Origin of the sequence: Sphingomonas cellulosilytica (assembly GCF_052321755.1) — a bacterium.
In the GTDB taxonomy this organism is placed as follows: Bacteria; Pseudomonadota; Alphaproteobacteria; order Sphingomonadales; family Sphingomonadaceae; genus Sphingomonas.
Genome location: NZ_JBQRTT010000006.1, coordinates 73,000 through 93,741 on the forward strand (window position 1 = coordinate 73,000; position 20,742 = coordinate 93,741).

17 protein-coding genes are annotated in these 20,742 nt (G+C 70.5%); 10 read left to right on the plus strand and 7 right to left on the minus strand.

What is annotated here, in order from left to right:
* Nucleotides 1–19 precede the first annotated feature (19 nt).
* Genes ACTZQ5_RS11045 through ACTZQ5_RS11055 form a run of 3 tightly spaced genes read left to right on the plus strand, consistent with a single transcriptional unit; the run spans nucleotide 20 to nucleotide 2,963 of the window.
* Nucleotides 20–1,114: an 8-amino-7-oxononanoate synthase gene (locus tag ACTZQ5_RS11045; protein ID WP_443585340.1), complete on the plus strand. Its 1,095-nt coding sequence runs from the start codon at nucleotides 20–22 to the stop codon at nucleotides 1,112–1,114.
* Nucleotides 1,111–1,728, plus strand: coding sequence for a dethiobiotin synthase (bioD, locus tag ACTZQ5_RS11050; protein WP_443585242.1), 618 nt, complete (start codon nucleotides 1,111–1,113; stop codon nucleotides 1,726–1,728). The genes ACTZQ5_RS11045 and bioD overlap by 4 nt, the downstream gene beginning before the upstream one ends.
* Nucleotides 1,725–2,963 (plus strand): adenosylmethionine--8-amino-7-oxononanoate transaminase, encoded by a 1,239-nt coding sequence (locus tag ACTZQ5_RS11055; RefSeq protein WP_443585243.1) that lies wholly within the window; start codon nucleotides 1,725–1,727, stop codon nucleotides 2,961–2,963. The genes bioD and ACTZQ5_RS11055 overlap by 4 nt, the downstream gene beginning before the upstream one ends.
* A 473-nt stretch (nucleotides 2,964–3,436) precedes the next feature.
* Here ACTZQ5_RS11055 and ACTZQ5_RS11060 read toward each other — a convergent pair whose 3' ends face one another.
* The 5 genes from ACTZQ5_RS11060 to ACTZQ5_RS11080 all read right to left on the minus strand — a co-directional run bounded on the left by ACTZQ5_RS11060 (nucleotide 3,437) and on the right by ACTZQ5_RS11080 (nucleotide 8,368).
* On the minus strand, nucleotides 3,437–4,378 hold the full coding sequence (locus ACTZQ5_RS11060; RefSeq protein WP_443585244.1) for a Gfo/Idh/MocA family protein: 942 nt from the start codon (nucleotides 4,376–4,378) through the stop codon (nucleotides 3,437–3,439).
* Entirely contained in the window at nucleotides 4,375–5,364 is a 990-nt protein-coding gene (gene araD1, locus ACTZQ5_RS11065) for an AraD1 family protein (RefSeq protein WP_443585245.1), read from the minus strand. The genes ACTZQ5_RS11060 and araD1 overlap by 4 nt, the downstream gene beginning before the upstream one ends.
* Entirely contained in the window at nucleotides 5,361–5,999 is a 639-nt protein-coding gene (locus ACTZQ5_RS11070; RefSeq protein ID WP_443585246.1) for a 2-dehydro-3-deoxy-6-phosphogalactonate aldolase, read from the minus strand. The genes araD1 and ACTZQ5_RS11070 overlap by 4 nt, the downstream gene beginning before the upstream one ends.
* A gap of 154 nt (nucleotides 6,000–6,153) precedes the next feature.
* Nucleotides 6,154–7,047: a 2-dehydro-3-deoxygalactonokinase gene (locus tag ACTZQ5_RS11075; RefSeq protein WP_443585247.1), complete on the minus strand. Its 894-nt coding sequence runs from the start codon at nucleotides 7,045–7,047 to the stop codon at nucleotides 6,154–6,156.
* A gap of 10 nt (nucleotides 7,048–7,057) precedes the next feature.
* The gene (locus ACTZQ5_RS11080) at nucleotides 7,058–8,368 is read right to left on the minus strand and encodes a sugar MFS transporter (protein ID WP_443585248.1); all 1,311 of its coding nucleotides are present in this window, start codon (nucleotides 8,366–8,368) and stop codon (nucleotides 7,058–7,060) included.
* A 157-nt stretch (nucleotides 8,369–8,525) separates the two neighbouring features.
* Here ACTZQ5_RS11080 and ACTZQ5_RS11085 point away from each other — a divergent pair, with 157 nt between their 5' ends.
* Nucleotides 8,526–9,629 carry an aldose epimerase family protein gene (locus ACTZQ5_RS11085; protein WP_443585249.1) on the plus strand — a complete coding sequence of 368 codons (1,104 nt, stop codon included), beginning with the start codon at nucleotides 8,526–8,528 and terminating at the stop codon, nucleotides 9,627–9,629.
* Between the two features lie 12 nt (nucleotides 9,630–9,641).
* Entirely contained in the window at nucleotides 9,642–11,441 is a 1,800-nt protein-coding gene (locus ACTZQ5_RS11090) for an IlvD/Edd family dehydratase (RefSeq protein ID WP_443585250.1), read from the plus strand.
* 622 nt (nucleotides 11,442–12,063) lie between these two features.
* Here ACTZQ5_RS11090 and ACTZQ5_RS11095 read toward each other — a convergent pair.
* Nucleotides 12,064–12,771 carry a FadR/GntR family transcriptional regulator gene (locus tag ACTZQ5_RS11095; RefSeq protein ID WP_443585251.1) on the minus strand — a complete coding sequence of 236 codons (708 nt, stop codon included), beginning with the start codon at nucleotides 12,769–12,771 and terminating at the stop codon, nucleotides 12,064–12,066.
* Between the two features lie 84 nt (nucleotides 12,772–12,855).
* On the opposite strand from ACTZQ5_RS11095, the gene pncB reads away from it, so the two are divergent.
* Nucleotides 12,856–14,160: a nicotinate phosphoribosyltransferase gene (gene pncB / locus ACTZQ5_RS11100; protein ID WP_443585252.1), complete on the plus strand. Its 1,305-nt coding sequence runs from the start codon at nucleotides 12,856–12,858 to the stop codon at nucleotides 14,158–14,160.
* Between the two features lie 12 nt (nucleotides 14,161–14,172).
* On the opposite strand, the gene ACTZQ5_RS11105 is transcribed toward pncB, so the two are convergent.
* Nucleotides 14,173–15,651 carry a glycerol-3-phosphate dehydrogenase gene (locus tag ACTZQ5_RS11105; RefSeq protein WP_443585253.1) on the minus strand — a complete coding sequence of 493 codons (1,479 nt, stop codon included), beginning with the start codon at nucleotides 15,649–15,651 and terminating at the stop codon, nucleotides 14,173–14,175.
* Between the two features lie 43 nt (nucleotides 15,652–15,694).
* On the opposite strand from ACTZQ5_RS11105, the gene glpK reads away from it, so the two are divergent.
* The 4 genes from glpK (at nucleotide 15,695) to ACTZQ5_RS11125 (ending at nucleotide 20,726) form a co-directional block, all read left to right on the plus strand.
* Nucleotides 15,695–17,194, plus strand: a complete 1,500-nt coding sequence (gene glpK, locus ACTZQ5_RS11110; protein ID WP_443585254.1) for a glycerol kinase GlpK — start codon at nucleotides 15,695–15,697, stop codon at nucleotides 17,192–17,194.
* A 91-nt stretch (nucleotides 17,195–17,285) separates the two neighbouring features.
* Nucleotides 17,286–18,008, plus strand: a complete 723-nt coding sequence (locus ACTZQ5_RS11115; protein WP_443585255.1) for a phosphocholine cytidylyltransferase family protein — start codon at nucleotides 17,286–17,288, stop codon at nucleotides 18,006–18,008.
* Nucleotides 18,005–19,126 carry a CDP-glycerol glycerophosphotransferase family protein gene (locus ACTZQ5_RS11120; protein ID WP_443585256.1) on the plus strand — a complete coding sequence of 374 codons (1,122 nt, stop codon included), beginning with the start codon at nucleotides 18,005–18,007 and terminating at the stop codon, nucleotides 19,124–19,126. Before ACTZQ5_RS11115 ends, ACTZQ5_RS11120 begins: the two co-directional genes overlap by 4 nt.
* Before the next feature lie 466 nt (nucleotides 19,127–19,592).
* Nucleotides 19,593–20,726, plus strand: a complete 1,134-nt coding sequence (locus ACTZQ5_RS11125; RefSeq protein ID WP_443585257.1) for a CDP-alcohol phosphatidyltransferase family protein — start codon at nucleotides 19,593–19,595, stop codon at nucleotides 20,724–20,726.
* Nucleotides 20,727–20,742: the final 16 nt, after the last annotated feature.

Consider the following 20,742-nt stretch of genomic DNA (forward strand, 5'->3'; position numbering starts at 1 on the left):
GGGCGCTACAGGGCAGGCGATGCTGCAATTCTACCGCGACGACCTTGCCCGCCTCGACGCCGCCGACCGGCTGCGGCGACTGGTGCCCCGCCGGGGCGCCGATTTCGCGTCCAACGATTATCTGGGGCTGGGGGCCTCCGCACGGTTGCGCGATGCGGTGGCGGGCGCGCTCGACCGCGGCGTCGGCATCGGATCGGGCGGATCGCGGCTGCTGCGCGGCAACGATCCCGAGCATGAGGCGCTGGAGGCGGAGGCCGCCGCGCATTTCGGCAGCGAGGCGGCGCTGTATTTCGCATCCGGCTATGCCGCCAACATGGCCGCCTTCGCCACGCTGCCGCAGCCGGGCGATCTGGTGATCCACGATGCGCTGGTCCATGCCAGCGCGCATGACGGCATGCGGCTGGGCCGCGCGCCGCGGGTGGCGGCGGCGCATAACGATGTGAATGCGTTCGAGGATGCGATCCGGCGGTGGCGCGGCGAGGGCGGCACCGGCACGCCGTGGATCGCCGTCGAGAGCCTGTACGGCATGGACGGCGACCGCGCGCCGCTCGCCGACCTCGCTGCGCTGGCGGCCCGGCACGAGGGCATGCTGCTGATCGACGAGGCGCATGCGACCGGCGTGTTCGGCACCGCCGGGCGCGGGCTGGCGGAGGGGCTTCACGACAGCGACTCGGTGGTGACGCTGCACACGTGCGGCAAGGCGCTGGGGACGCAAGGAGGGCTGCTCTGCCTGCCACGGGTGCTGCGCGACATGATGGTCAACCGGGCGCGCGGCTTCGTCTTTTCCACCGCGCCGTCGCCGCTGGTCGCGGCGGCGACGCGCGAGGCGTTGCGCTGTCTGGTCGACGAACCGGAGCGGCAGGCGCGGCTGTGGGCGCTGGTCGCGGCGGCGGAAGCGGCGCTCGGCCTCGCGACGGGATCGCAGATCCTGCCGGTGATCGTCGGCGCGGACGGAGCGGCGGTGGCGCTCGCCGCGCGCTGCCAGGCGGCGGGATATGACGTGCGCGCGATCCGGCCGCCGACGGTGCCGGCGGGCACGGCGCGGCTGCGCGTGTCGATCACGCTCAACGTCGATGACGCGGGAATCGCTGGATTGGGGACGGTGCTGGCATGACGCGGACGATCGTGGTGACGGGTACCGACACCGACGTGGGCAAGACGGTGTTCGCCGCCGCCCTGGCCGCGGCATTGGGCGCAACCTATTGGAAGCCGGTGCAGGCCGGGCTGGACGAGGGCGGCGACGGCGATGCGGTGCGTCGGCTGGGCGTGCCCACGGTCCTGCCCGAGGCGTATCGGCTGACGACGCCCTGTTCGCCGCACCGCGCCGCGGCGATCGACGGGGTGACGATCGATCCCGCCCGGCTGGTGTTGCCGACCGTGGATGGCCCGTTGGTAGTGGAGGGCGCGGGCGGCGTGCTGGTGCCGCTGTCGGACGACCTGCTCTATGCCGACCTGTTCGCGCGCTGGGGCGCGCCGGTGGTGCTGGTCGCGCGGACGGCGCTGGGGACGATCAATCACAGCCTGCTCTCCATCGAGGCGCTGCGGGCGCGGGGCGTGCCGATCCTGGGCATCGCCTTCAACGGCGCGGGCCAGGAGGACAGCGAGGCGACGATCGCGCGGATCGGCGGCGTGCGGCGGCTGGGCCGGCTGGACCGTGTCGCGTCGCTCGACGCCGATGCCCTCGCCGCGGCATTCGCCGCCGGTTTCCGCACGGAGGATTTCGCATGAGTTCGCCGATCTGGCACCCCTTCACCCAGCACGGCCTGGGCGAGCCGATCCCGACCGTGGTGCGGACGGAGGGCGCGGCGCTCCACACCCGCGACGGGCGGCGCATCGTCGATGCGATCTCCAGCTGGTGGGTGACGACGCACGGCCACCGCAACCCGCGGATCATGGCGGCGATCGCCGCGGCGGCGGGCAGCATGGACCAGATCATCTTCGCCGGATGGAGCCACGAGCCGGCCGAGGCGGTCGCCGCCGGGCTGCTGCGGCTGATGCCGGGCAGCCTGACGCGGGTGTTCTTTTCCGATTCGGGGTCGACGGCGGTCGAGGTCGCGCTGAAGATGGCGCTCGGCTACTGGCTCAACCGCGGCGAACCGCGGCACCGGCTGCTGGTGCTGGAGCATGGCTATCACGGCGACACGATCGGCGCGATGTCGGTCGGCGCGCGCGGCGTGTTCAACCAGGCCTATGCACCGCTGCTGTTCGACGTCGCGACCATCCCCTTCCCGATGGCCGGTGCGGAGCAGGCGACGCTGGATGCGCTGGAGGCGGCGTGCCGCGAGGGCCCGGCGGCGCTGATCGTCGAGCCGCTGATCGTCGGGGCGGGGGGGATGCTGACCTATCCGGCGTGGGTGCTGGCCGAGATGCGGGCGATCTGCGCGCGGGCGGGCGTGCTCTTCATCGCCGACGAGGTGATGACCGGCTGGGGACGCACCGGCACGCTGCTGGCGTGCGAGCAGGCCGGCGTGGTGCCCGATATCCTGTGCCTGTCCAAGGGGCTGACCGGCGGCGCGGTGCCGCTGGCGGTGACGATGGCGAGCGAGCCGATCTATGCCGCGCACCTGAGCGAGGATCGTGCACGGATGTTCTTCCATTCGTCCAGCTACACCGCCAACCCGATCGCCTGCGCGGCGGCGGTGGCGAACATCGCGATCTGGGAAGAGGAGCCGGTGCTGGCGCGGGTCGCCGATCTGGCGGCGCGGCAGGCCGCGCGGCTGGCTCGCCTTTCCGGGGTGCGCAACGGCCGCACGCTGGGGACGATCGCGGCGGTCGACCTGGGGCCTGAGGGGGCGGATTATCTGTCGGCGTTGGGGCCGCGGCTGCTGGCGTTCTTCCGCGATCGCGACCTGCTGCTGCGGCCGCTGGGCAACACGGTGTACGTGATGCCGCCCTATTGCATCGACGATGCCGATCTGGATGCGGTCTATGCGGCGATTCAGGCGGCGGCGGAGATGGTCTGACCGGCGGGTGGCGCCATACCGGGCGTTCCAAAGTTTACGAAGTTGACGACACGTCGCGCCTGGATGCGGGGGGTGCGATATTCGAACCGGGATGGAGAAGGGCGCAGCGATGGGGCGCGCGTGCGGCATGGCGGAGGCGGTGGCACGGTTCGTCCAACAGTGCCAAATGCTTTTTGTTCGCGCTGGCGTGGGGGGCGGCGGGGCGGCCTTCTGCTTCCGTCATCCCGGCGAACGCCGGGACCCATGGAGGCGATAGGCCGATGGGGGGCCACCGTCGATGGCGTATTGTCCATGGGTCCCGGCGTGCGCCGGGATGACGGATATTTGGGTTCGCGCGAAGCCGCGAAGACGCGAAGAGGTTCCGCTCGGGGATGGTGAGCCGCGTCAGCGGCTCCCGTCATGCCACAGCTTGGCGGCGATCCGGGCGCTTCGCGCCGGGCGTGACCTCTTTGCGTCTTCGCGGCTTCGCGTGCCTATTCGATGAATTCGTCGACGGTGATCCGCCGGCCGCGGAGGAAGGCGTCGGCGACGTGGCGCAGGGGGGCGATGTCGACGTCGCTGGTGCCGGCGCGGACGATGTCCGCGAAGCGGCGGTAGAGGCCGGCATATTCGCCGTGCAGGGCATCGCCCTGCGCCGGCTCGCTGCCGTCGGGCAGGACGAGGCGGGCGCCGCCATCGTGCAGCGTCAGCGTGCCGCGGTCCGTTTCCACGACGATGTCCCAGCTTTGCGGGCCGGTCTGGAGGAAATCGAAGTCGGCGCGGATCGGCGTGCCGGCATCGTCGGTGAAGGCGAGGCGGGCGGCGATCGGCGCGTCGCGGTTGGCGGGAAAATCGAGCTCGGCGTCGGTGATGAAGAACGGCTGCGGCAGGATGCGGGTGACGATCGACAGCGCGTTGATGCCGGGATCGAACACGCCGAAGCCGCCGGCATCGAGGATCCAGGCCTGCCCCGGATGCCAGACGCGGATATCCTCGCGCCAGGACACGGTGACGGAGGTGATGCGCGCGTCCGCGAGGAAGGCGCGCGCCGGCTCGACGCCGGGGGCGTAGCGCGAATGCCAGCTGGCGAAGAGGCTGATCCCCGCCGCCTCCGCCGCCGCCTGCAACTGCGCGACCTCGGCCAGCGTCGCGCCGGGCGGCTTTTCGAGGAAGACGTGCCAGCCCTGTGCGATCGCCTGCGCGGCGATGGCGCGACGGACCTGCGGCGGGGTGCAGAGCGCCACGGCGTCGATCGCAATGCCGCTCGCGATCAGATCGGCGAGCTCGCGGAAATGCGGCACGCCCTCGACACCCTCGCCGTTGCGGCTGACGGTGGCGGCGAGTGCGATGTCGGCATTGCCGGCGATGGCGGGCACGTGCTGATCGTGCGCGATCTTGCCCATGCCGACCAGAGCGAGACGGATAGGCGTGCTCACAGCGCCGTCACCGTCACCGGCGCGGGCGCCGCGGTGGCGAGCGTGTTGCGCAGCGGCAGGGTGAAGGGCGCCGCCTCGATCACGAAGCGGTCGCCATCCTGCGTCTCGACGGCATCGGCGCACGACAGGGTGGCGGTGCCGAAGAAGTGGACGTGAATATCGCCCGGCCGACGGAAGGCGGCGTATTTGAAGTGATGGTGTTCGAGGTTGGCGAGGCTGTGCGACATATTCGCCTCGCCGGTCAGGAACGGCTTTTCCCACAGCGTCGCGCCGTCGCGCTCGATGCGGCTGGTGCCGCGGATGTCGGCGGGCGGCTGGCCGAGCAGCAGTTCGGGGCCGAGCGAGGCTTGCCGCAGCTTGGAATGCGCGAGCCACAGGTAATTGTGCCGCTCGGTGACGTGGTCGCTGAATTCGTTGGCGAGCGCGAGGCCGAGGCGGAAGGGCGTGCCATCGTCGCCGATCAGGTAGATGCCGGCGAGTTCGGGCTCCTCGCCGCCGTCCTGCGCGAAGGCGGGGGAGGTGAGCGGCGCTTCGGGGGCGACCAGCGACTGGCCGTCGCCCTTGTAGAACCATTCGGGCTGGGCGCCGACCGCGCCATCGGCGGGGCGGCCGCCCTCCATGCCTTCGAGGAAGAGGCGCATCGAATCGGTCTGCTTGCCCTCCGCTGCGGCCTTGTGCATCGCGTCGCGGCCGGATGCCGAGCCGAGGTGGGTGAGGCCGGTGCCGGCGAGCATCAGCCGCGCGCTGTCGGGATGGTCGATCGCCGGCAGCAGCGTGCCGTCCGCCAGCGCGGCGTCGAGGTCGACCGTCTCGTCCGAACGGCGCGCGCGGGCGGCGTCGAGCAACGACACGCCCTCGGCGATCGCGGCGGCGGCGAGTTCGCGGGTGGTGGCGGGGCCGGCGAGGACGTGCGCCTCGCTCTCGGCGAGGAGGAGGCGGCGCGTGCCGTCGGACAGGCGCTGTTGCAGCAGGCGGGGCTGGGTCATGCGAGGGCTTTCACGGCGGTGACGAAGGTGGTGGCGTCGCGGGCGACGTCGGCGGCGGACTTGCCGGCGCGGTAGAGGTTGGAGCCGAGGCCGAAGCCGTCGGCGCCGGCGGCATGCCATTGCGGTATGGTGTCGGGCGTGATGCCGCCGACCGCCAGCACCTTGACCGCCTTGGGCAGCACCGCGCGCTGCGCCTTCAGGAAGGCGGGGGAGGCACCCTCGGCGGGGAAGAGCTTGAGCCCGTGCGCGCCGGCGGCGAGCGCGGCGAAGCCTTCGCTCGGGGTGTAGTAGCCGGGCAGCGAGATGAGGCCGCGCGCGACGGAGGCGCGGATGACGGCGGCGTCGGTATTGGGCGAGACGATCAGTGCGCCGCCTGCGCCCACCACCGCATCGACATCCGCCGGGGTCAGCACGGTGCCGGCGCCGACGATGGCGCGGCCGGCATAGCGGCGCGCCAGCCGTTCGATGCTGACCAGCGGATCGGGCGAGTTGAGCGGCACTTCCAATAGGGTGAAGCCTGCCTCGACCAGCGCATCGCCGACGGCCTCGGCATCGGCAGGGGTGAGGCCGCGCAGCACCGCGACCAGCGGGCAGGCGGCAATGGCCTCGGCGAACCGGGCCGCGGGATCGGTCATGCTGGATACTCCGGGTGGATAGACACGGCCACCTCGTCATCCCGGCGAACGCCGGGATCCATGGCGGGGGTGAGGCAGGCGGAGGCGCGCATCGGCAGCCGCTCGCATCCATGGGTCCCGGCGTTCGCCGGGATGACGGAGGCAGAACGATGGATCACAGGAACCGCCGCAGGGCGTGGATGCCGGCGAGGAAGGCCGCGGTGGCGTCGACCGGGATCGTCGCGCCGCCGAGCGATTCGATGCCGGTGCGGTAGAGATCGGCGAGCGCGCCGTCGGCGAGCAGGTGGACCGGGCCGGCGGTCACGTCGCGGGCGCCGATGTCGGAGCCGATCAGCACGCCGCTGGCATAAGCGGCGGCCTCTTCCGGTGCGCGGCGGCCGAGGAGCACGGCGGCGCGCACCCCGAACAGCGCGGTGCCGAGGTCGCTGGCGCCGGCACCGCGGGCGAGGCCGTCGCGGAACGCCGCACCGTCCGCCACCGGCCCGTCGAGCATGCCGGCGAGGATGCCGTGCCCCTTCAGCAGCGCGAAGAGTTCGCCGGTCATCACCGTGGCGACATCGACGACGTGGCGATCGGCGCAGGCGATCCATTTGTTGTGGGTGCCGGGCTGGCAGAACAGGGCGTCGGCGGGCGCGAGGCCGCCGGCGATCGCGCCGAGCACCTGTATCTCCTCGCCCCGCATCACGTCGGCGCGGGTGTCGGCGAGCAGCGAGACGCCGGGCACGATCGTCGCGCGTGCATCGTCGATGCGGAGCGCGGCGGCGGCGAGCGCGGGCAGGTCGGCGGGGGCGGGGACGTAGGGTGCCTCCCGCCAGCCGCGCGTCGAGCCGACCATCCCCGCCGCGATCACCGGCAGGTCGCCCAGCCGGTCGCGCAAGCCGGCGAGCGCCGGGGCGTAATCGTCCGCGGCCATCGCCAGCACGCCCGACCCGTCGCGGACCATGGCGGAGGCGGTGCCGTCCGCCTCGATCCGCCAGGCGCGCCGGTTGGTGGTGCCCCAGTCGATGGCGATGACGGCGCCATCGGTGGGGGAGGGGGCTTGCGTCACGGGCGGGGCCTTATGCCGCCGTCTCGGTGCCGAGATCGATCGTCGTCTTCGATCCCCACAGCGCGTAGAACAGGATGTAGAGTTCGCACACGGCGGTCAGCAGGAAGGAAGGCTGGAGGCCGTAGACGTCGGCGATCTTGCCTTGCACGAACACCAGCGCGCCGCCGGCGATCGCCATGATGAGCAGGCCCGACCCCTCTTCGGTGAGCGGGCCGAGGCCCTTGATCCCGAGCGTGAAGATCGTCGGGAACATGATCGAATGGAACAGGCCTACGGTGATGAGCGCCCACATCGCGGTATGGCCGGTCGAAAAGACGGTGACGAGCATCACCACGAACGCACCGATCGAGAAGGCGGCGAGCACCGTTTCGGCCGGGATCTTCTGCATGATCGCCGAGCCGACGAATCGCCCGACCATCATCCCGCCCCACAACAGGGTGAGGTAGCGCCCGGCCTCTTCGGTGGTCAGGTTGGCGATCTGCGGCTGGCTGATGAAGTTGACGAAGAGGTTGCCGACGCCGATCTCGGCGATGAGGTAGATGAAGATCGCCGGGATGCCGAACACCAGGTTGCGGTGCTTCCACAAGGAATGCTTCTTGCGCTCGGCGGCGGCGGCGCGGCTGGTCGACGAGCCCATCGCCGGCAGCGGGAAGCGGGCGATGATGACCGCGAGCACGACCAGCACGATCGCGACGAGGACATAGGGCAGCATCACCGAATGCGCATCGGCGAGCCGTTCGGCCGGGGTCAGCACGGTGCCCGCCTGCGCGGTGCCGCCCTTCGACCGGCCGAGGATCAGATAGGCGCCGAACATCGGTGCGAGCATGGTGCCGGCCGAATTGAGCGCCTGCACCAGGTTGAGGCGCGAGGAGGCGGTTTCCGGCGGGCCGACGACGGCGACATAGGGGTTGGCGGCCACCTGCAGCAGGGTGATGCCGCTGGCGATGACGAACAGCATGACCAGCGTCACGCCATAGGACGGCAGGCTGGCGGCGAGCACCATGCCGAGCGCGCCGGCGGCCATGATGAGCAGGCCGGTGACCAAAGATTTCTGGTAGCCGATGCGTTCGATCAGCTTGGCCGAGGGGATGGAGGCGAAGAAATAGGCGATGAACCACACGCTTTCGATCAGCGTCGCCTGGAAGTAGCTGAGTTCGAACACGCTCCTGAGGTGCGGCAGCAGCGTTCCGTTGATGACGGTGATGAAGCCCCACATGAAGAACAGGCTGGCGAGCAGCGTCAGCGCCTTGCCGTACGATCCGCCTGCGCCACCGCCGCCGGTGGCCACCGGCCCCGTACCTGTCCCGATCGGTCCTGCCATGATCCTTGTGTCCTCTCCACCCTTTGACCTGTCAGACGCCTTGCGCCCCGGCCATTTGTCAGACTATAAAGCCGGCACACGCCGGGTCAATGGCGGGATACACGTCGGGAGGGGTGCGATGAAGGTCGGAAAGGCTGTGATGATGGTAGGTGCCGGGATGACGGCTCTGGCAGGTGCGCAGGCGGAGGCGGCGACGGCGAAACGCACGGCGTTCGGCACCCTGCCCGACGGCACGGCGGTGGAGGCGGTGACGCTGGTCGGCGCCAACGGCGTGCGCGCGCGCATCATGACGCTGGGCGCGACGCTGCAATCGCTGGAGGCGCCGGACCGCAACGGCACGCTCGCCGACATCACGCTGGGCTATGACGATGCGGCGAGCTACGTCACCAATCCCAATTTCTGGGGGCAGACGGTCGGCCGCTATGCCAATCGCATCGCCGGCGGCAAGTTCGTGCTCGACGGCAAGACCTATCAACTGCCGCTCAACGACAAGACCAATTCGCTGCACGGCGGCACCAAGGGCTTCGAAAAGGCGATCTGGCGGATCACCGAGGTCAAATCGGGTGCGCAGGCGAGCGTGACCATGACGCTGACCAGCCCCGATGGCGACCAGGGCTATCCGGGCAAGGTCGACGCCACCGTCACCTACAGCCTGGACGACAAGGGCGCGCTGACCATCGACATGGGCGCGGTCACCGACAAGCCGACGATCATCAACCTGACCAACCACGCGCTGTTCGACCTGGCCGGCGAGGGGTCGCAGGGCGGCATCTATGCGCACCGCATGACCATTCCGGCGCGGCGCTTCACCCCGGTCGACAAGGCGCTGATCCCGACCGGCGAGCTGAAGCCGGTGGCGGGCAGCGTGTTCGACTTCACGCAGGGGCGCATCGTCGGCGCGGGCATCCGCGACGGCCGCGATCCGCAGATCGTGATCGGCCGCGGCTACGACCATAATTTCGTGCTCGACAAGGGAGCGACCAGCGAGCCGCAACTGGCGGCGCGGGTGGAGGACCCGGCGTCGGGCCGCGTGCTGGAGGTGCTGACCACCGAACCGGGCGTGCAATTCTATTCGGGCAATTTCCTCGACGGCACCTTCGTCGGCAAGCAGGGCCACGTCTATCGCATGGGCGATGGCATCGCCCTGGAACCGCAGAAGTTTCCCGATACGCCCAACCAGCCCGCCTTTGGATCGGCGCGGGTCGATCCGGGCAAACCCTATCACCATCGCATGATCTACCGCGTGTCCGTGGCGCGCTGACCGGAGCCCAAGATGACCACCGATACCCCCGCCCCGAAGCTTCGCAGTCGCGCCTGGTTCGACAACCCGGCGAACATCGACATGACGGCGCTCTATCTGGAGCGCTACCTCAACTTCGGCCTGAGCCTGGCCGAGTTGCAGTCGGGCAAGCCGATCATCGGCATCGCCCAGACCGGCAGCGACCTGTCGCCCTGCAACCGCCACCATCTGGTGCTGGCGGAGCGGGTGCGCGAGGGCGTGCGCGAGGCGGGCGGCATCGTGCTGGAATTCCCCGTCCATCCGATCCAGGAGACGGGCAAGCGGCCGACCGCGGGGCTCGACCGCAACCTCGCCTATCTCGGCCTGGTCGAGGTGCTGTACGGCTATCCGCTCGACGGCGTGGTGCTGACGATCGGCTGCGACAAGACGACGCCGGCGGCGCTGATGGCGGCGGCGACGGTCAATATCCCGGCGATCGCGCTGTCGGTCGGGCCGATGCTGAACGGCTGGCACAAGGGCGAGCGCACCGGATCGGGCACGATCGTGTGGAAGGCGCGGCAGCTGCTCGCCGCGGGCGAGATCGACGATGCCGAGTTCATCCGCCTCGTCGCCTCGTCGGCGCCGTCGACCGGCTATTGCAACACGATGGGCACCGCGACGACGATGAACAGCCTGGCGGAAGCGCTCGGCATGTCGCTGCCCGGTTCGGCGGCGATCCCCGCGCCCTACCGCGACCGGCAGGAGGTGGCGTATATCACCGGCAAGCGCATCGTCGAGATGGTGGCCGAGGACCTCAAGCCCTCCGACATCCTGACCAGGGAAGCGTTCCACAACGCCATCCGCGTCAATTCGGCGATCGGCGGATCGACCAATGCGCCGATCCATCTCGCCGCGATCGCGCGCCACATCGGCGTCGACCTGCCGATCAAGGATTGGGAGACGGAGGGGCACAAGGTGCCGCTGCTCGTCAATCTGCAGCCGGCGGGCGAATATCTGGGCGAGGATTATTATCGCGCGGGCGGCGTGCCGGCGGTGGTCAACCAGCTGATCGGCGAGGGGCTGATCCACGAAGGCGCGATGACCGCCAACGGCAGGACGATCGGCGAGAATTGCCGCGGCGTCGCCATCGAGGACGAAAAGGTCATCCGCCCGTTCGGCCAGCCGCTGGTGGAGGATGCCGGCTTCATCGTGCTGTCGGGCAATTTGTTCGACGCGGCGGTGATGAAGACCAGCGTGATCTCGCCCGAATTCCGCCAGCGCTACCTCTCCAACCCCGACGATCCCGATGCCTTCGAAGGGCCGGCGGTCGTGTTCGACGGGCCGGAGGATTACCATCACCGCATCGACGATCCGGCGACCGGCATCACGCCCGAGACGCTGCTGTTCATGCGCGGCGCGGGGCCGGTCGGCTATCCGGGCGCGGCGGAAGTGGTGAACATGCGCCCGCCGGCGTACCTCATCACCGAGGGCGTGCATGCGCTGCCGTGCATCGGCGACGGCCGGCAATCGGGGACGAGCGGTTCGCCGTCGATCCTCAACGCTTCGCCGGAAGCCGCGGCGATGGGCGGGCTCGCGCTGCTCAAGACGGGCGACCGCGTGCGCATCGACCTCAAGGCCGGCACCGCCAACGTGCTGATCCCCGACGCCGAACTGATGGACCGGCGCGCCGCGCTGGAGGCGGCGGGCGGCTATGCCTATCCCGCCAGCCAGACGCCGTGGCAGGAGATCCAGCGCAGCGTGGTGGGCCAGATGAACACCGGCGCGATCCTGGAGGGCGCGGAGAAGTACCAGCGCATCGCCCAGACCATGGGGCTGCCGCGCGACAACCACTGACGGGGGGGCTGGCGGGCGAGGGCGCGACACCGCCACGACCGTCATCCTCGCGCAGGTGGGGATCCATATCGGCTGACGGTGCGGCCCGGACCAGCTTGGCGCAGTGCCCATGGATCCCGCCGGCGCGGGCTGGCGGGGGATCCTCGCTTGCGCGGGGTGACGGGGGATCCTCGTCTGCGCGGGGTGACGGGGTTGGGCGAAAGCCGTCCTGTCCGATGCTGCGGTGCCCCTCTTCCCGTCATCCCGGCGCAGGCCGGGATCCATGGACGCGGCCGGCCGATGGCTGCCGGTCGACGGTGATGGCGCCGGGGGATGGGAACCGATCCGTTTGGTCGGCGCCTGTCGAACGGCATTCCGTGTGTGGAAAGCTTTCGACACGTTCGGCGTAGACCGAGGCGGCGCGGGGCGGGTGTGTCGCCGGATGCTCCGGCCGGGCGGGTCCATGGGTCCCGACTTTCGTCGGGATGACGAAATCGAGATCCCGAAATCGGGATGACGGGGGCGGGATGACGAAGTCGGGATGACGAAATCGGGTTAACGAAGTCGGGATGACGAAATCGGGATGACGAAATCGGGCTGACGGGGGCGGGATGACGCGGCGGTCGGAGCGGCTGGCCCGGGCCTAGCCCTGCAACAGCCGCTGGGTATCCTCGTGCGCCTGTTGCAGCAGGACGATGGTCGCGTCGCGCGCGGTGGGGGCGTCGCGGCTCGCGATGGCGTCGTAGAGGCGGCGGTGCTGCGGCATCGAATCGCGCGGGCGGCGGCGGTCGCGGAACTTGAAGATCGTCGTCCAGCGCACCGCCGCGCCGATGCTGCCCGACAGGCTGACGAGCAGTTCGTTGTCGGTCGCCTCCAGGATGGTGTTGTGGAACGCCTGGTCCGCCGCCTGCCCCTCCGGCGTGTCAAGCCCGTGCAGGACCATGCCGGCCAACGCCGCATCCATCCGCGCCAGCTGATCGTCGGTGCGCAGCAGCGCCGCCATCTCCGCGGCGGCGGGTTCGACGATCATGCGCAGCTGGAACAGGCTGCGCACGAAGGTGGCGGGCGGCTCCCCTTCGAACATCCAGGCGAGCAGGTCGGGATCGAGCAGGTTCCATTGCGCGCGTTCGCGCACCCGCGTGCCCGATTTCGGGCGGCTTTCGACGAGGCCCTTGGCCGACAGCATGCGCAGGCCCTCGCGCACCACGCTGCGCGACACGCCGCGCGCCGCCGCGATATCGAGTTCGCCGGGGATGACGCTGCCGGGCGGATGCTGGCCGGTGACGATGGCGATGCCGAGGTCGCGGGCGATCAGCGTATGCGAGGGTTCCCGTCGTTCGCCCTTCGCCAATCCCGCTCTCCCGCTCCGTGGCTCCACGATTAGGCCGGTCGGGGACGGTTGGAAAGCCCATGGCTTCGCTGTACGCCCGCCGCCATGGCCGTCACCGATATCGCCACGCGCACCTGGGACCATCACTGGCGGCTCGACCCGATCGTGCGCAGTCTGCTCGATACCGATTTCTACAAATTACTGATGCTGCAGATGATCCGGCATTTGCATGGCGATGTCGAGGCGACCTTCCGCCTCATCAACCGCACCACCTCCGTACGGCTGGCCGAGGTGATCGACGAGGCCGAATTGCGCGCGCAGCTGGACCATGCGCGCGAGGTGCGCTTTGCCAAGAAGGAGCTGATCTGGCTGGCCGGCAACAGCTTCTACGGCCGGCAGCGGATGTTCTCGGCCGATTTCATCGCCTGGCTCGCCGATTTTCGGTTGCCGCCCTACCACCTCAGCAAGGTCGACGGCCAGTTCGAGCTGACGTTCGAGGGGCCGTGGACGCACACCACGATGTGGGAGATCCCGGCGCTGGCCATCGTCAACGAATTGCGTGCCCGCGCCGCGCTGAAGGGCAAGGGCCGGTTCGCGCTCGACGTGCTGTATGCGCGGGCCAAGGCGAAATTGTGGGACAAGGTGGAGCGGCTGCGCGACCTGCCCGACCTCGTCATCTCCGACTTCGGCACGCGGCGGCGGCACGGCTTCCTGTGGCAGCGCTGGTGCGTCGAGGCGTTGAAGGAGGGGTTGGGGCAGCGCTTCATCGGATCGTCCAACGTGCTGCTGGCGATGGACAACGACCTGGAGGCGATCGGCACCAACGCGCACGAGCTGCCGATGGTGCTCGCCGCGCTGGCCGACGACGATGCCGGCGTCGCGGCGGCCCCCTATCGCGTGCTGGAGGAATGGCAGGCGCATTACGACGGCAATCTGCTGGTGGTGCTGCCCGACGCGTTCGGCACGGAGGCGTTCCTGCGCGATGCGCCGCCCTGGGTGGCGGGCTGGACCGGCTTTCGTCCCGACAGCGCGCCGCCGATCGAGGCGGGCGAGCGGATCATCGCCTGGTGGCAGGCGAAGGGGCAGGACCCGCGCACCAAGCTGCTGATCTTTTCCGACGGCATGGACGTGGAAAGCATCGAGCGCGTCTATCGCCACTTCCACGGACGGGTGCGGATGAGCTTTGGCTGGGGGACCAACCTGACCAACGACTTCCGCGGTTGCGACCCGGATGGCGCGGCGGGGCTGGAGCCGATCTCGCTGGTCGCCAAGGTGACGCGGGCGAACGGCCGCCCCGCGGTGAAGCTGTCCGACAATCCCGCCAAGGCGACGGGCGATTCGGCGGAGATCGAACGCTACCTGCGCATCTTCGGCGCGGACGGTCGCGCGGTGAGCGCGGTCAGCGTGTGAGATGACGGATCGTCATCGCTCCGCCAGATAGCCCTCGATCGCCGTGGCCGTGTCGGCGGGGACGTGGAGGCCGAGCTTGCTGCGCCGGTAGAGGATATCCTCGGCGGTGCATGCCCATTCCCGCGTGACCAGCCAGTCGACCTCGGCGGCGTACAGGTCGCCGCCGAAGGGGCGGCCGAGGTCGGCGATGCTGCGCGCCTCGCCGAGTAGGGACGAGGTGCAGGTGCCATAAGCGCGGGCGAGCCGGTGGAGCAATGTCCGCGGCAGGCCGGGGTAGCGGGCGGTGAGGGCGGCGACGAGTGCGTCGAAATCGGCGAAGTCGCCGCCGGGCAACGGCGCGGTCGCGGTCCAGGCGGGGCCGGCCTGCGGGAAGGTCGGCGCGAGCTTCTCCAGCGCGTGTTCGGCGAGCTTGCGATAGGTGGTGATCTTGCCGCCGAAGATGCTGAGCAGCGGCGCGGCGCCGTCGTCCGCATCGAGGTCTAGCACATAGTCGCGCGTCACCGCCGAGGCGCTGGCGGCGTGGTCGTCGTAGAGGGGGCGGATGCCGGAATAGGTCCAGACGACGTCGGCGGGCGTGACGCTTTTGGTGAAATAGCGGCTGGCGGTCGCGCAGAGATAGGCGGTTTCATCGGCGTCGATCCGCGCGCGGCCGGGCGGCCCCTGCCAGGGTTCGTCGGTGGTGCCGATCAGGGTGAAGTCGCGTTCGTAGGGGATGGCGAAGACGACGCGGCGGTCGGGGTTCTGGAGCAGGAAGGCGTGGTCGCCCGCGTACAGCTTCGGGACGACGATATGGCTGCCCTTCACCAAGCGGACGCCGCGATCCTGGCGCGTGCCCGGTATCCGCGACAGGAGGTCGGCGACCCACGGGCCGGCGGCATTGACCAGCGCGCGGGCGGTGACGATGCGGCTGCCGGCGGAATCCTCGATCGTCGCGCGCCAGAGGCCATCACGACGTTCGGCGGCGCTCAACCGGGTGCGCGTGCGGATGGCGGCGCCGCGATCGCCTGCGTCGCGGGCGTTGAGCGCCACCAGCCGGCTGTCCTCCACCCAGCAATCGGCATAGACGAAGGCGCGGCCGCCGCCCGCCTTCAGCCCGGCGCCGCGGGGATCGCGGGCGAGATCGATCGTGCGGGTCGCGGGCAGGCGGCGGCGGCCGCCGAGATGATCGTAGAGGAACAGGCCGAGCCGCACCATCCAGGCGGGGCGCGGCGAGCCCGCCTGCGGCAGCACGAAGGCGAGCGGCCAGATGATGTGCGGCGCGATGGCCAGCAGCCGCTCGCGCTCGACCAGCGCCTCTCGCACCAGGCGGAATTCGCCATATTCGAGGTAGCGCAGGCCGCCGTGGATCAGCTTGGTGCTGGCCGACGAGGTATGTGCGGCGAGATCGTCCTGTTCGACCAGCATCACCGACAGGCCGCGGCCGGCGGCATCGCGGGCGATTCCCGTGCCGTTGATGCCGCCGCCGACGACGAGCAGGTCCACATCCGTCATCGCGGCACTTTACCCGAAACTGCCGCGCCGCCAACATGGCGCGATGCGACAGCGCTCCTCCGCCCGCCATATCCTCGCGATCGATCAGGGAACGACGTCGACGCGCGCGATCGTCTTCGATGCCGAGGCGCGGCCGGTGGCGACGGCGCAGGCGGAATTCGCACAGCATTATCCCGCACCCGGCCGGGTCGAGCACGATCCCGAGGATATCTGGCGCGACACGCTGGCCACCGCGCGCCGCGCGATCGACGAGAGCGGCGTCGGTGCGGGCGGGATCGCCGGGATCGGCATCACCAACCAGCGCGAGACGGTGGTGGTCTGGGATCGCGCCACCGGCGAAGCGGTGTATCGTGCCATCGTCTGGCAGGACCGGCGCACCGCCGAAGTCTGCGCCGGGCTGAAGCGCGACGGTGCCGAGGCGGCGGTGCGGGCGAAGACCGGGCTGTTGCTCGATCCCTATTTCTCCGCCGCCAAGATCGCGTGGATCCTGGATCATGTCGGCGGTGCACGCGCGCGGGCGGAGCGTGGCGAACTCGCCTTCGGCACGATCGACAGTTTCCTGCTGTGGCGGCTGACCGGCGGCGCGGTGCATGCGACCGACGTGACCAATGCGGCGCGCACCTCGCTGTACGATATCCGGCGGCAATGCTGGGACGAGGAACTGTGCCGGCTGTTCGGCGTACCGATGGCGATGCTGCCGGCGGTGCACGACAACAGCCACCTGTTCGGCACCACCGCGCCGGGCCTGTTCGACGCCGCGATCCCGATCGCCGGCATGGCGGGCGACCAGCAGGCGGCCTTGTTCGGGCAGGCGTGCTTCGCGCGGGGCATGGCCAAATCGACCTATGGCACCGGCTGCTTCATGCTGCTCAACACCGGGACCGAGGCGATCGCGTCGCAGCATCGGCTGCTGACCACGCCGGCGTGGCGGCTGGGCGGGCGGATGACCTATGCGCTGGAGGGATCGATCTTCGTCGCCGGCGCGGCGGTGAAGTGGCTGCGCGACGGCCTGGGCGTCATCACCCATGCGCGCGAGACGCGCGACATGGCGACGCAGGTGCCCGACAGCCACGGCGTCTACATGGTGCCGGCCTTCGTCGGGCTGGGCGCGCCGCACTGGGACCCGGAGGCGCGCGGCGCGATCTACGGCCTGACGCTGGGCGCGACCGCGGCGCACCTCGCCCGCGCGGCGCTGGAGGCGGTGGGGTATCAGACGATGGACCTCGCCGCGGCGATGATCGCCGACGGGGGCGCGCGGCCGGCGACGTTGCGGGTGGACGGCGGAATGGCGGCGAACGACTGGCTGTGCCAGTTCCTCGCCGACATGGTCGATGTGGCCGTGGAGCGGCCGGTGCATCTCGAAACCACGGCCCTGGGCGCGGCCTTCCACGCCGGGCTGGCGACGGGGGTGTGGACGGACTGCGACGCGCTGGCGCGGCTGTGGCAGCGGGCGGACGGCTTTGCGCCGGCGATGCCGGCCGAACGGCGCACGGCGCTGGCGGCGGGGTGGCAGGATGCGGTGCGCCGGACGCTGTCGGGGTGATCCGATTCGCGCGAAGACGCGCACCGGCCTTCGTCGAACACCTTCGATCCAAAGCTTTTCCGATACGGCTGCCACCGCTAAGGCCCGCGCGATGCAAGCTGTGATCCTCAGCGCGGGCATCGGCTCGCGGTTGCTGCCGCTGACCCGCGAGATGCCGAAATGCCTGGTCGAGGTGGGCGGGCGCAGCATCCTCGATCACCAGCTGGATGCACTGGCGGGGGCGGGGATCGCGCGGGCGACGATCGTCGGCGGCTATCGCTACCGGCAGATCGGCGCGCACCTCGCCCGGGCGACGCCGCCACTGCCGGTGCGGCTGGTCTTCAACCCCTTCTGGTCGGTGGCGAGCAGCATCGGCAGCGTGTGGATGGCGCGCGACCTGCTGGGCGATCCGTTCTGCCTGATGAACGGCGACACCGTCTTCGCCGAGGGGCTGATCGCCGCCGCGGCCGGTGCGGCGGAGCGGCCGGGCGTCGGCCTGCTGGTCGAGCCGCTGCGCGAGGCGGCGACCGACGACATGCTGGCGACCGTCGCCAACGGGCAGGTGTGCGCAGTCGCCAAGGACCTGGAGGCCGATGTCGCGACGCACCGCTCGCTGGGGGTGATCGTGTCGGGCGGCGGCGATGCCTATGCGCAGGCACTGGAGGCGGTGATCGCCCGTCCGGGGGGGCTCAATGCCTTTCACCATGCGGTGATCGCCGAGCTTGCCCGCTATGCACCGGTGCGCGCGATCCTCGCCGGGCCGGGCGCGTGGCAGGAGATCGACCGGCCGGAGGATATCGCCGCCTGGGCCGGGCAGGGTACGGCGCAGGCGTGAAGGCGGACGTCGCCTTCCTCTTCCTCGGCGAGACGCTGCTGATCCCGCACCTCTACCCGGTGCTGGAGGCTCTGGCGGGGACCGGGGCGGTGCCCGCCGTGACGATCGACGTGTGGGTGGCGACCTCGATGCACGAGGCGCTGGTGCGTGGCTGGCTGGGCGACCGGGCCAACGTGCGGTTCCGCCGTGCGCCCGGCTATCGCGACCTCGGCGCGTGGGAGGCGGGGCGCAATCCGCCGCTGCCGCCCAAGCTGCCGCTGCTCGCCCGGCTGGCGCCGCGGCTGTGGGGTACGCGGGTGGTGGTGTCGGCGGAGCAGACCAGCCTGTGGATACCGACCGTGCTGCCGACGCGCACGCGCTTCGTGAACATCCTGCACGGCGCGGGATCGATGATGAACCGCGACGACCGGCGGCGGCGCGCGGCGGCGCTGACGATCGTCGCCGCGGAGCGGGAGCGCGCGGCGCTGGCCGCGCACGGCGTCGCCCGCGACCGCACGGTGGCGGTGGGCTATATCAAGGCGGGGTTCCGCCAGCGGACGCACCGCGACCTCGCCTTTGCGGAAGGACGGCCGGTGCTGCTCTATGCACCGCACTGGCAACGGCATCGCTCGTCCTGGTGGGACTGGGGCGAGGAGGCGGTGCGGGCGATCCTCGCCAGCGGGCGCTGGAACCTGATCTTCGCGCCGCACCAGCGACTGGCGGAGAAGGCACCCGAGGTCCGCGCCTTTGCCGCGTCGATCGCGGGGCGGGGGGACGTGCATGTCGACCTCGACAGCTTCGCGATGGTCGACGGCAGCTATACCGCCGCCGCCGACCTGTACCTGGGCGATACGTCGAGCCAGGTGGTCGAATTCCTGATGCGGCCGCGGCCGTGCGTGTTCCTCGACCCGCGCGGCGTCGCATGGGACGGCGATGCAAGCTACGCGATGTGGCGGGCGGGGGAGGTGGTGACCGACCGCGCCGCGCTGTTGCCGGCGCTGGAGCGGGCGGGGCGCGATCATGCCGGCTATCTGGCGGCGCAGCGGGCGTTCGCGGCGCAATCGCTGGGGGATGTCAGCGGGGTGGCGCCTGCGCGGGCGGCGGCGGCGATCCTGGGGGTGCTGGCGGGCGGGGGGTAACCTCTTACAGTCTCAGGCCCTCACATCTGTCGTCATCCCGGCGGACGCCGGGACCCATGGATGCGGAACGCAGGTTGGGTGTCCACCGCGGGCGGATCGAGGCCATGGGTCCCGGCGTTCGCCGGGATGACGGAAGGGGGATGACGGAAGGGGGATGACGGGAGGGCTATCGCATATGGCGATGATGGCCGCCGGCTTCGGGTGGAGGGGCATGCCATCCCCGTATTTTCCGTCACCCCGGACTTGTTCCGGGGTCCACCGTGCTACAAAACCAATAGCGTATTGGTGTGCGGCACGGTGGATGCCGGACCGAGTCCGGCATGACGGAGGATGAAGGACCACCGTCGCGGATCAGACAGCCATATGCGATGGCCCTGGGGACGGCGGGCGGGCGGGGCAGGGACTCGCCAAGCGGTTGATCCGTCCCGACTATCCCGGACGCGCAGGTGACGCTATCGCACGCGTCATGGCCGCATCCGCTTCCTCGCCCCGACCGACCGTGGTTCCCGTCGGCAGCAACACGACGCCGCTGTGGGGGATGAGCACCACCGAGCGGCTGCGGCGGCTGGCGGCGGCGCGCAAGCTGCCGTTTGCGGACGTGGTCGGTGATGAGGCCGGGGCCGTGCTGCTCGCCAACAGCGCCTTCGCCTTCGATCCCGCGTGGCTGCCGCATCTCGTCGCGCGGCCGGGCACCGTGCTGACCCGCGGCGGCGTGCCGGTGCTGGCGCATGTCGACGGCGCCGGCGGCACGCGGATCGCGGCGGCGATGGCGGCGGACCTGCCGCTGGAGGCGGGCGATCTGGCGGTGATCGAGGCGGAGGACGAAGGCGGCATCTTCAACGAAGCGCTGCGCAAGCGCGAGCGCCCCTTCGCCGAGCGGCTGACCGCGGCCAGCGTGCCCGCCATCGAGCGGGCGAGCTATACCGGCGCCTACAAGGGCGTCACCGACCTGCTGACCAAATATCTCTGGCCGGAATGGGCGCTGGTGCTCACCCGGCTGTGCGCGCGTGCGGGCATCTCGCCCAATCAGGTGACCGCCATCGGATCGGTGCTGTGCATCGTCGCCACGGTCGCCTTCTGGTACGGCTGGTTCTGGAGCGGGCTTGCCATCGGCCTCGTCTTCATGGTGCTCGACACCGTCGACGGCAAGCTGGCGCGTTGCACGATCACCTCGTCGGCGCTCGGCAATGCCTGGGATCACGGCGTCGACCTGATCCATCCGCCCTTCTGGTGGTGGGCGTGGGCGACGGGGTGCGCCGTCTACGGCCGGCCGCTCGGCCACGATACCTTCGTCGCGGTGATCGCCGCGATGCTGTTCGGCTATGTCGCGCAACGGCTGATCGAGGGGGCGTTCATCGCCCGGTTCGGGATGCACATCCACGTGTGGCAGCGATTCGACAGCCAATTCCGCCTGGTCACCGCGCGGCGCAATCCCAACATGGTGATCCTGTTCGCAGGGCTGCTGGTGACCCGGCCGGACTGGGGGATCGTCGCGGTGGCGGTGTGGACGATGCTGTCGCTGGTCGTCCACCTCGTCCGCCTGTTCCAGGCGATGGCCGCGGCGGCGCGCGGGCAGAGGATCGTCAGCTGGCTGGCGTAAGCGGCGGCGCGCCCGG

Excerpts from the sequence above, each read along its gene's own strand:
- ACTZQ5_RS11045 (WP_443585340.1), top strand. The coding sequence starts at position 20 with ATGCTGCAATTCTACCGCGACGACCTTGCCCGCCTCGACGCCGCCGAC.
- bioD (WP_443585242.1), top strand. The coding sequence starts at position 1,111 with ATGACGCGGACGATCGTGGTGACGGGTACCGACACCGACGTGGGCAAG.
- ACTZQ5_RS11055 (WP_443585243.1), top strand. The coding sequence starts at position 1,725 with ATGAGTTCGCCGATCTGGCACCCCTTCACCCAGCACGGCCTGGGCGAG.
- araD1 (WP_443585245.1), bottom strand. The coding sequence starts at position 5,364 with ATGACCCAGCCCCGCCTGCTGCAACAGCGCCTGTCCGACGGCACGCGC.
- ACTZQ5_RS11070 (WP_443585246.1), bottom strand. The coding sequence starts at position 5,999 with ATGACCGATCCCGCGGCCCGGTTCGCCGAGGCCATTGCCGCCTGCCCG.
- ACTZQ5_RS11080 (WP_443585248.1), bottom strand. The coding sequence starts at position 8,368 with ATGGCAGGACCGATCGGGACAGGTACGGGGCCGGTGGCCACCGGCGGC.
- ACTZQ5_RS11085 (WP_443585249.1), top strand. The coding sequence starts at position 8,526 with ATGACGGCTCTGGCAGGTGCGCAGGCGGAGGCGGCGACGGCGAAACGC.
- ACTZQ5_RS11090 (WP_443585250.1), top strand. The coding sequence starts at position 9,642 with ATGACCACCGATACCCCCGCCCCGAAGCTTCGCAGTCGCGCCTGGTTC.
- pncB (WP_443585252.1), top strand. The coding sequence starts at position 12,856 with ATGGCCGTCACCGATATCGCCACGCGCACCTGGGACCATCACTGGCGG.
- ACTZQ5_RS11105 (WP_443585253.1), bottom strand. The coding sequence starts at position 15,651 with ATGACGGATGTGGACCTGCTCGTCGTCGGCGGCGGCATCAACGGCACG.
- glpK (WP_443585254.1), top strand. The coding sequence starts at position 15,695 with ATGCGACAGCGCTCCTCCGCCCGCCATATCCTCGCGATCGATCAGGGA.
- ACTZQ5_RS11115 (WP_443585255.1), top strand. The coding sequence starts at position 17,286 with ATGCAAGCTGTGATCCTCAGCGCGGGCATCGGCTCGCGGTTGCTGCCG.
- ACTZQ5_RS11125 (WP_443585257.1), top strand. The coding sequence starts at position 19,593 with ATGGCCGCATCCGCTTCCTCGCCCCGACCGACCGTGGTTCCCGTCGGC.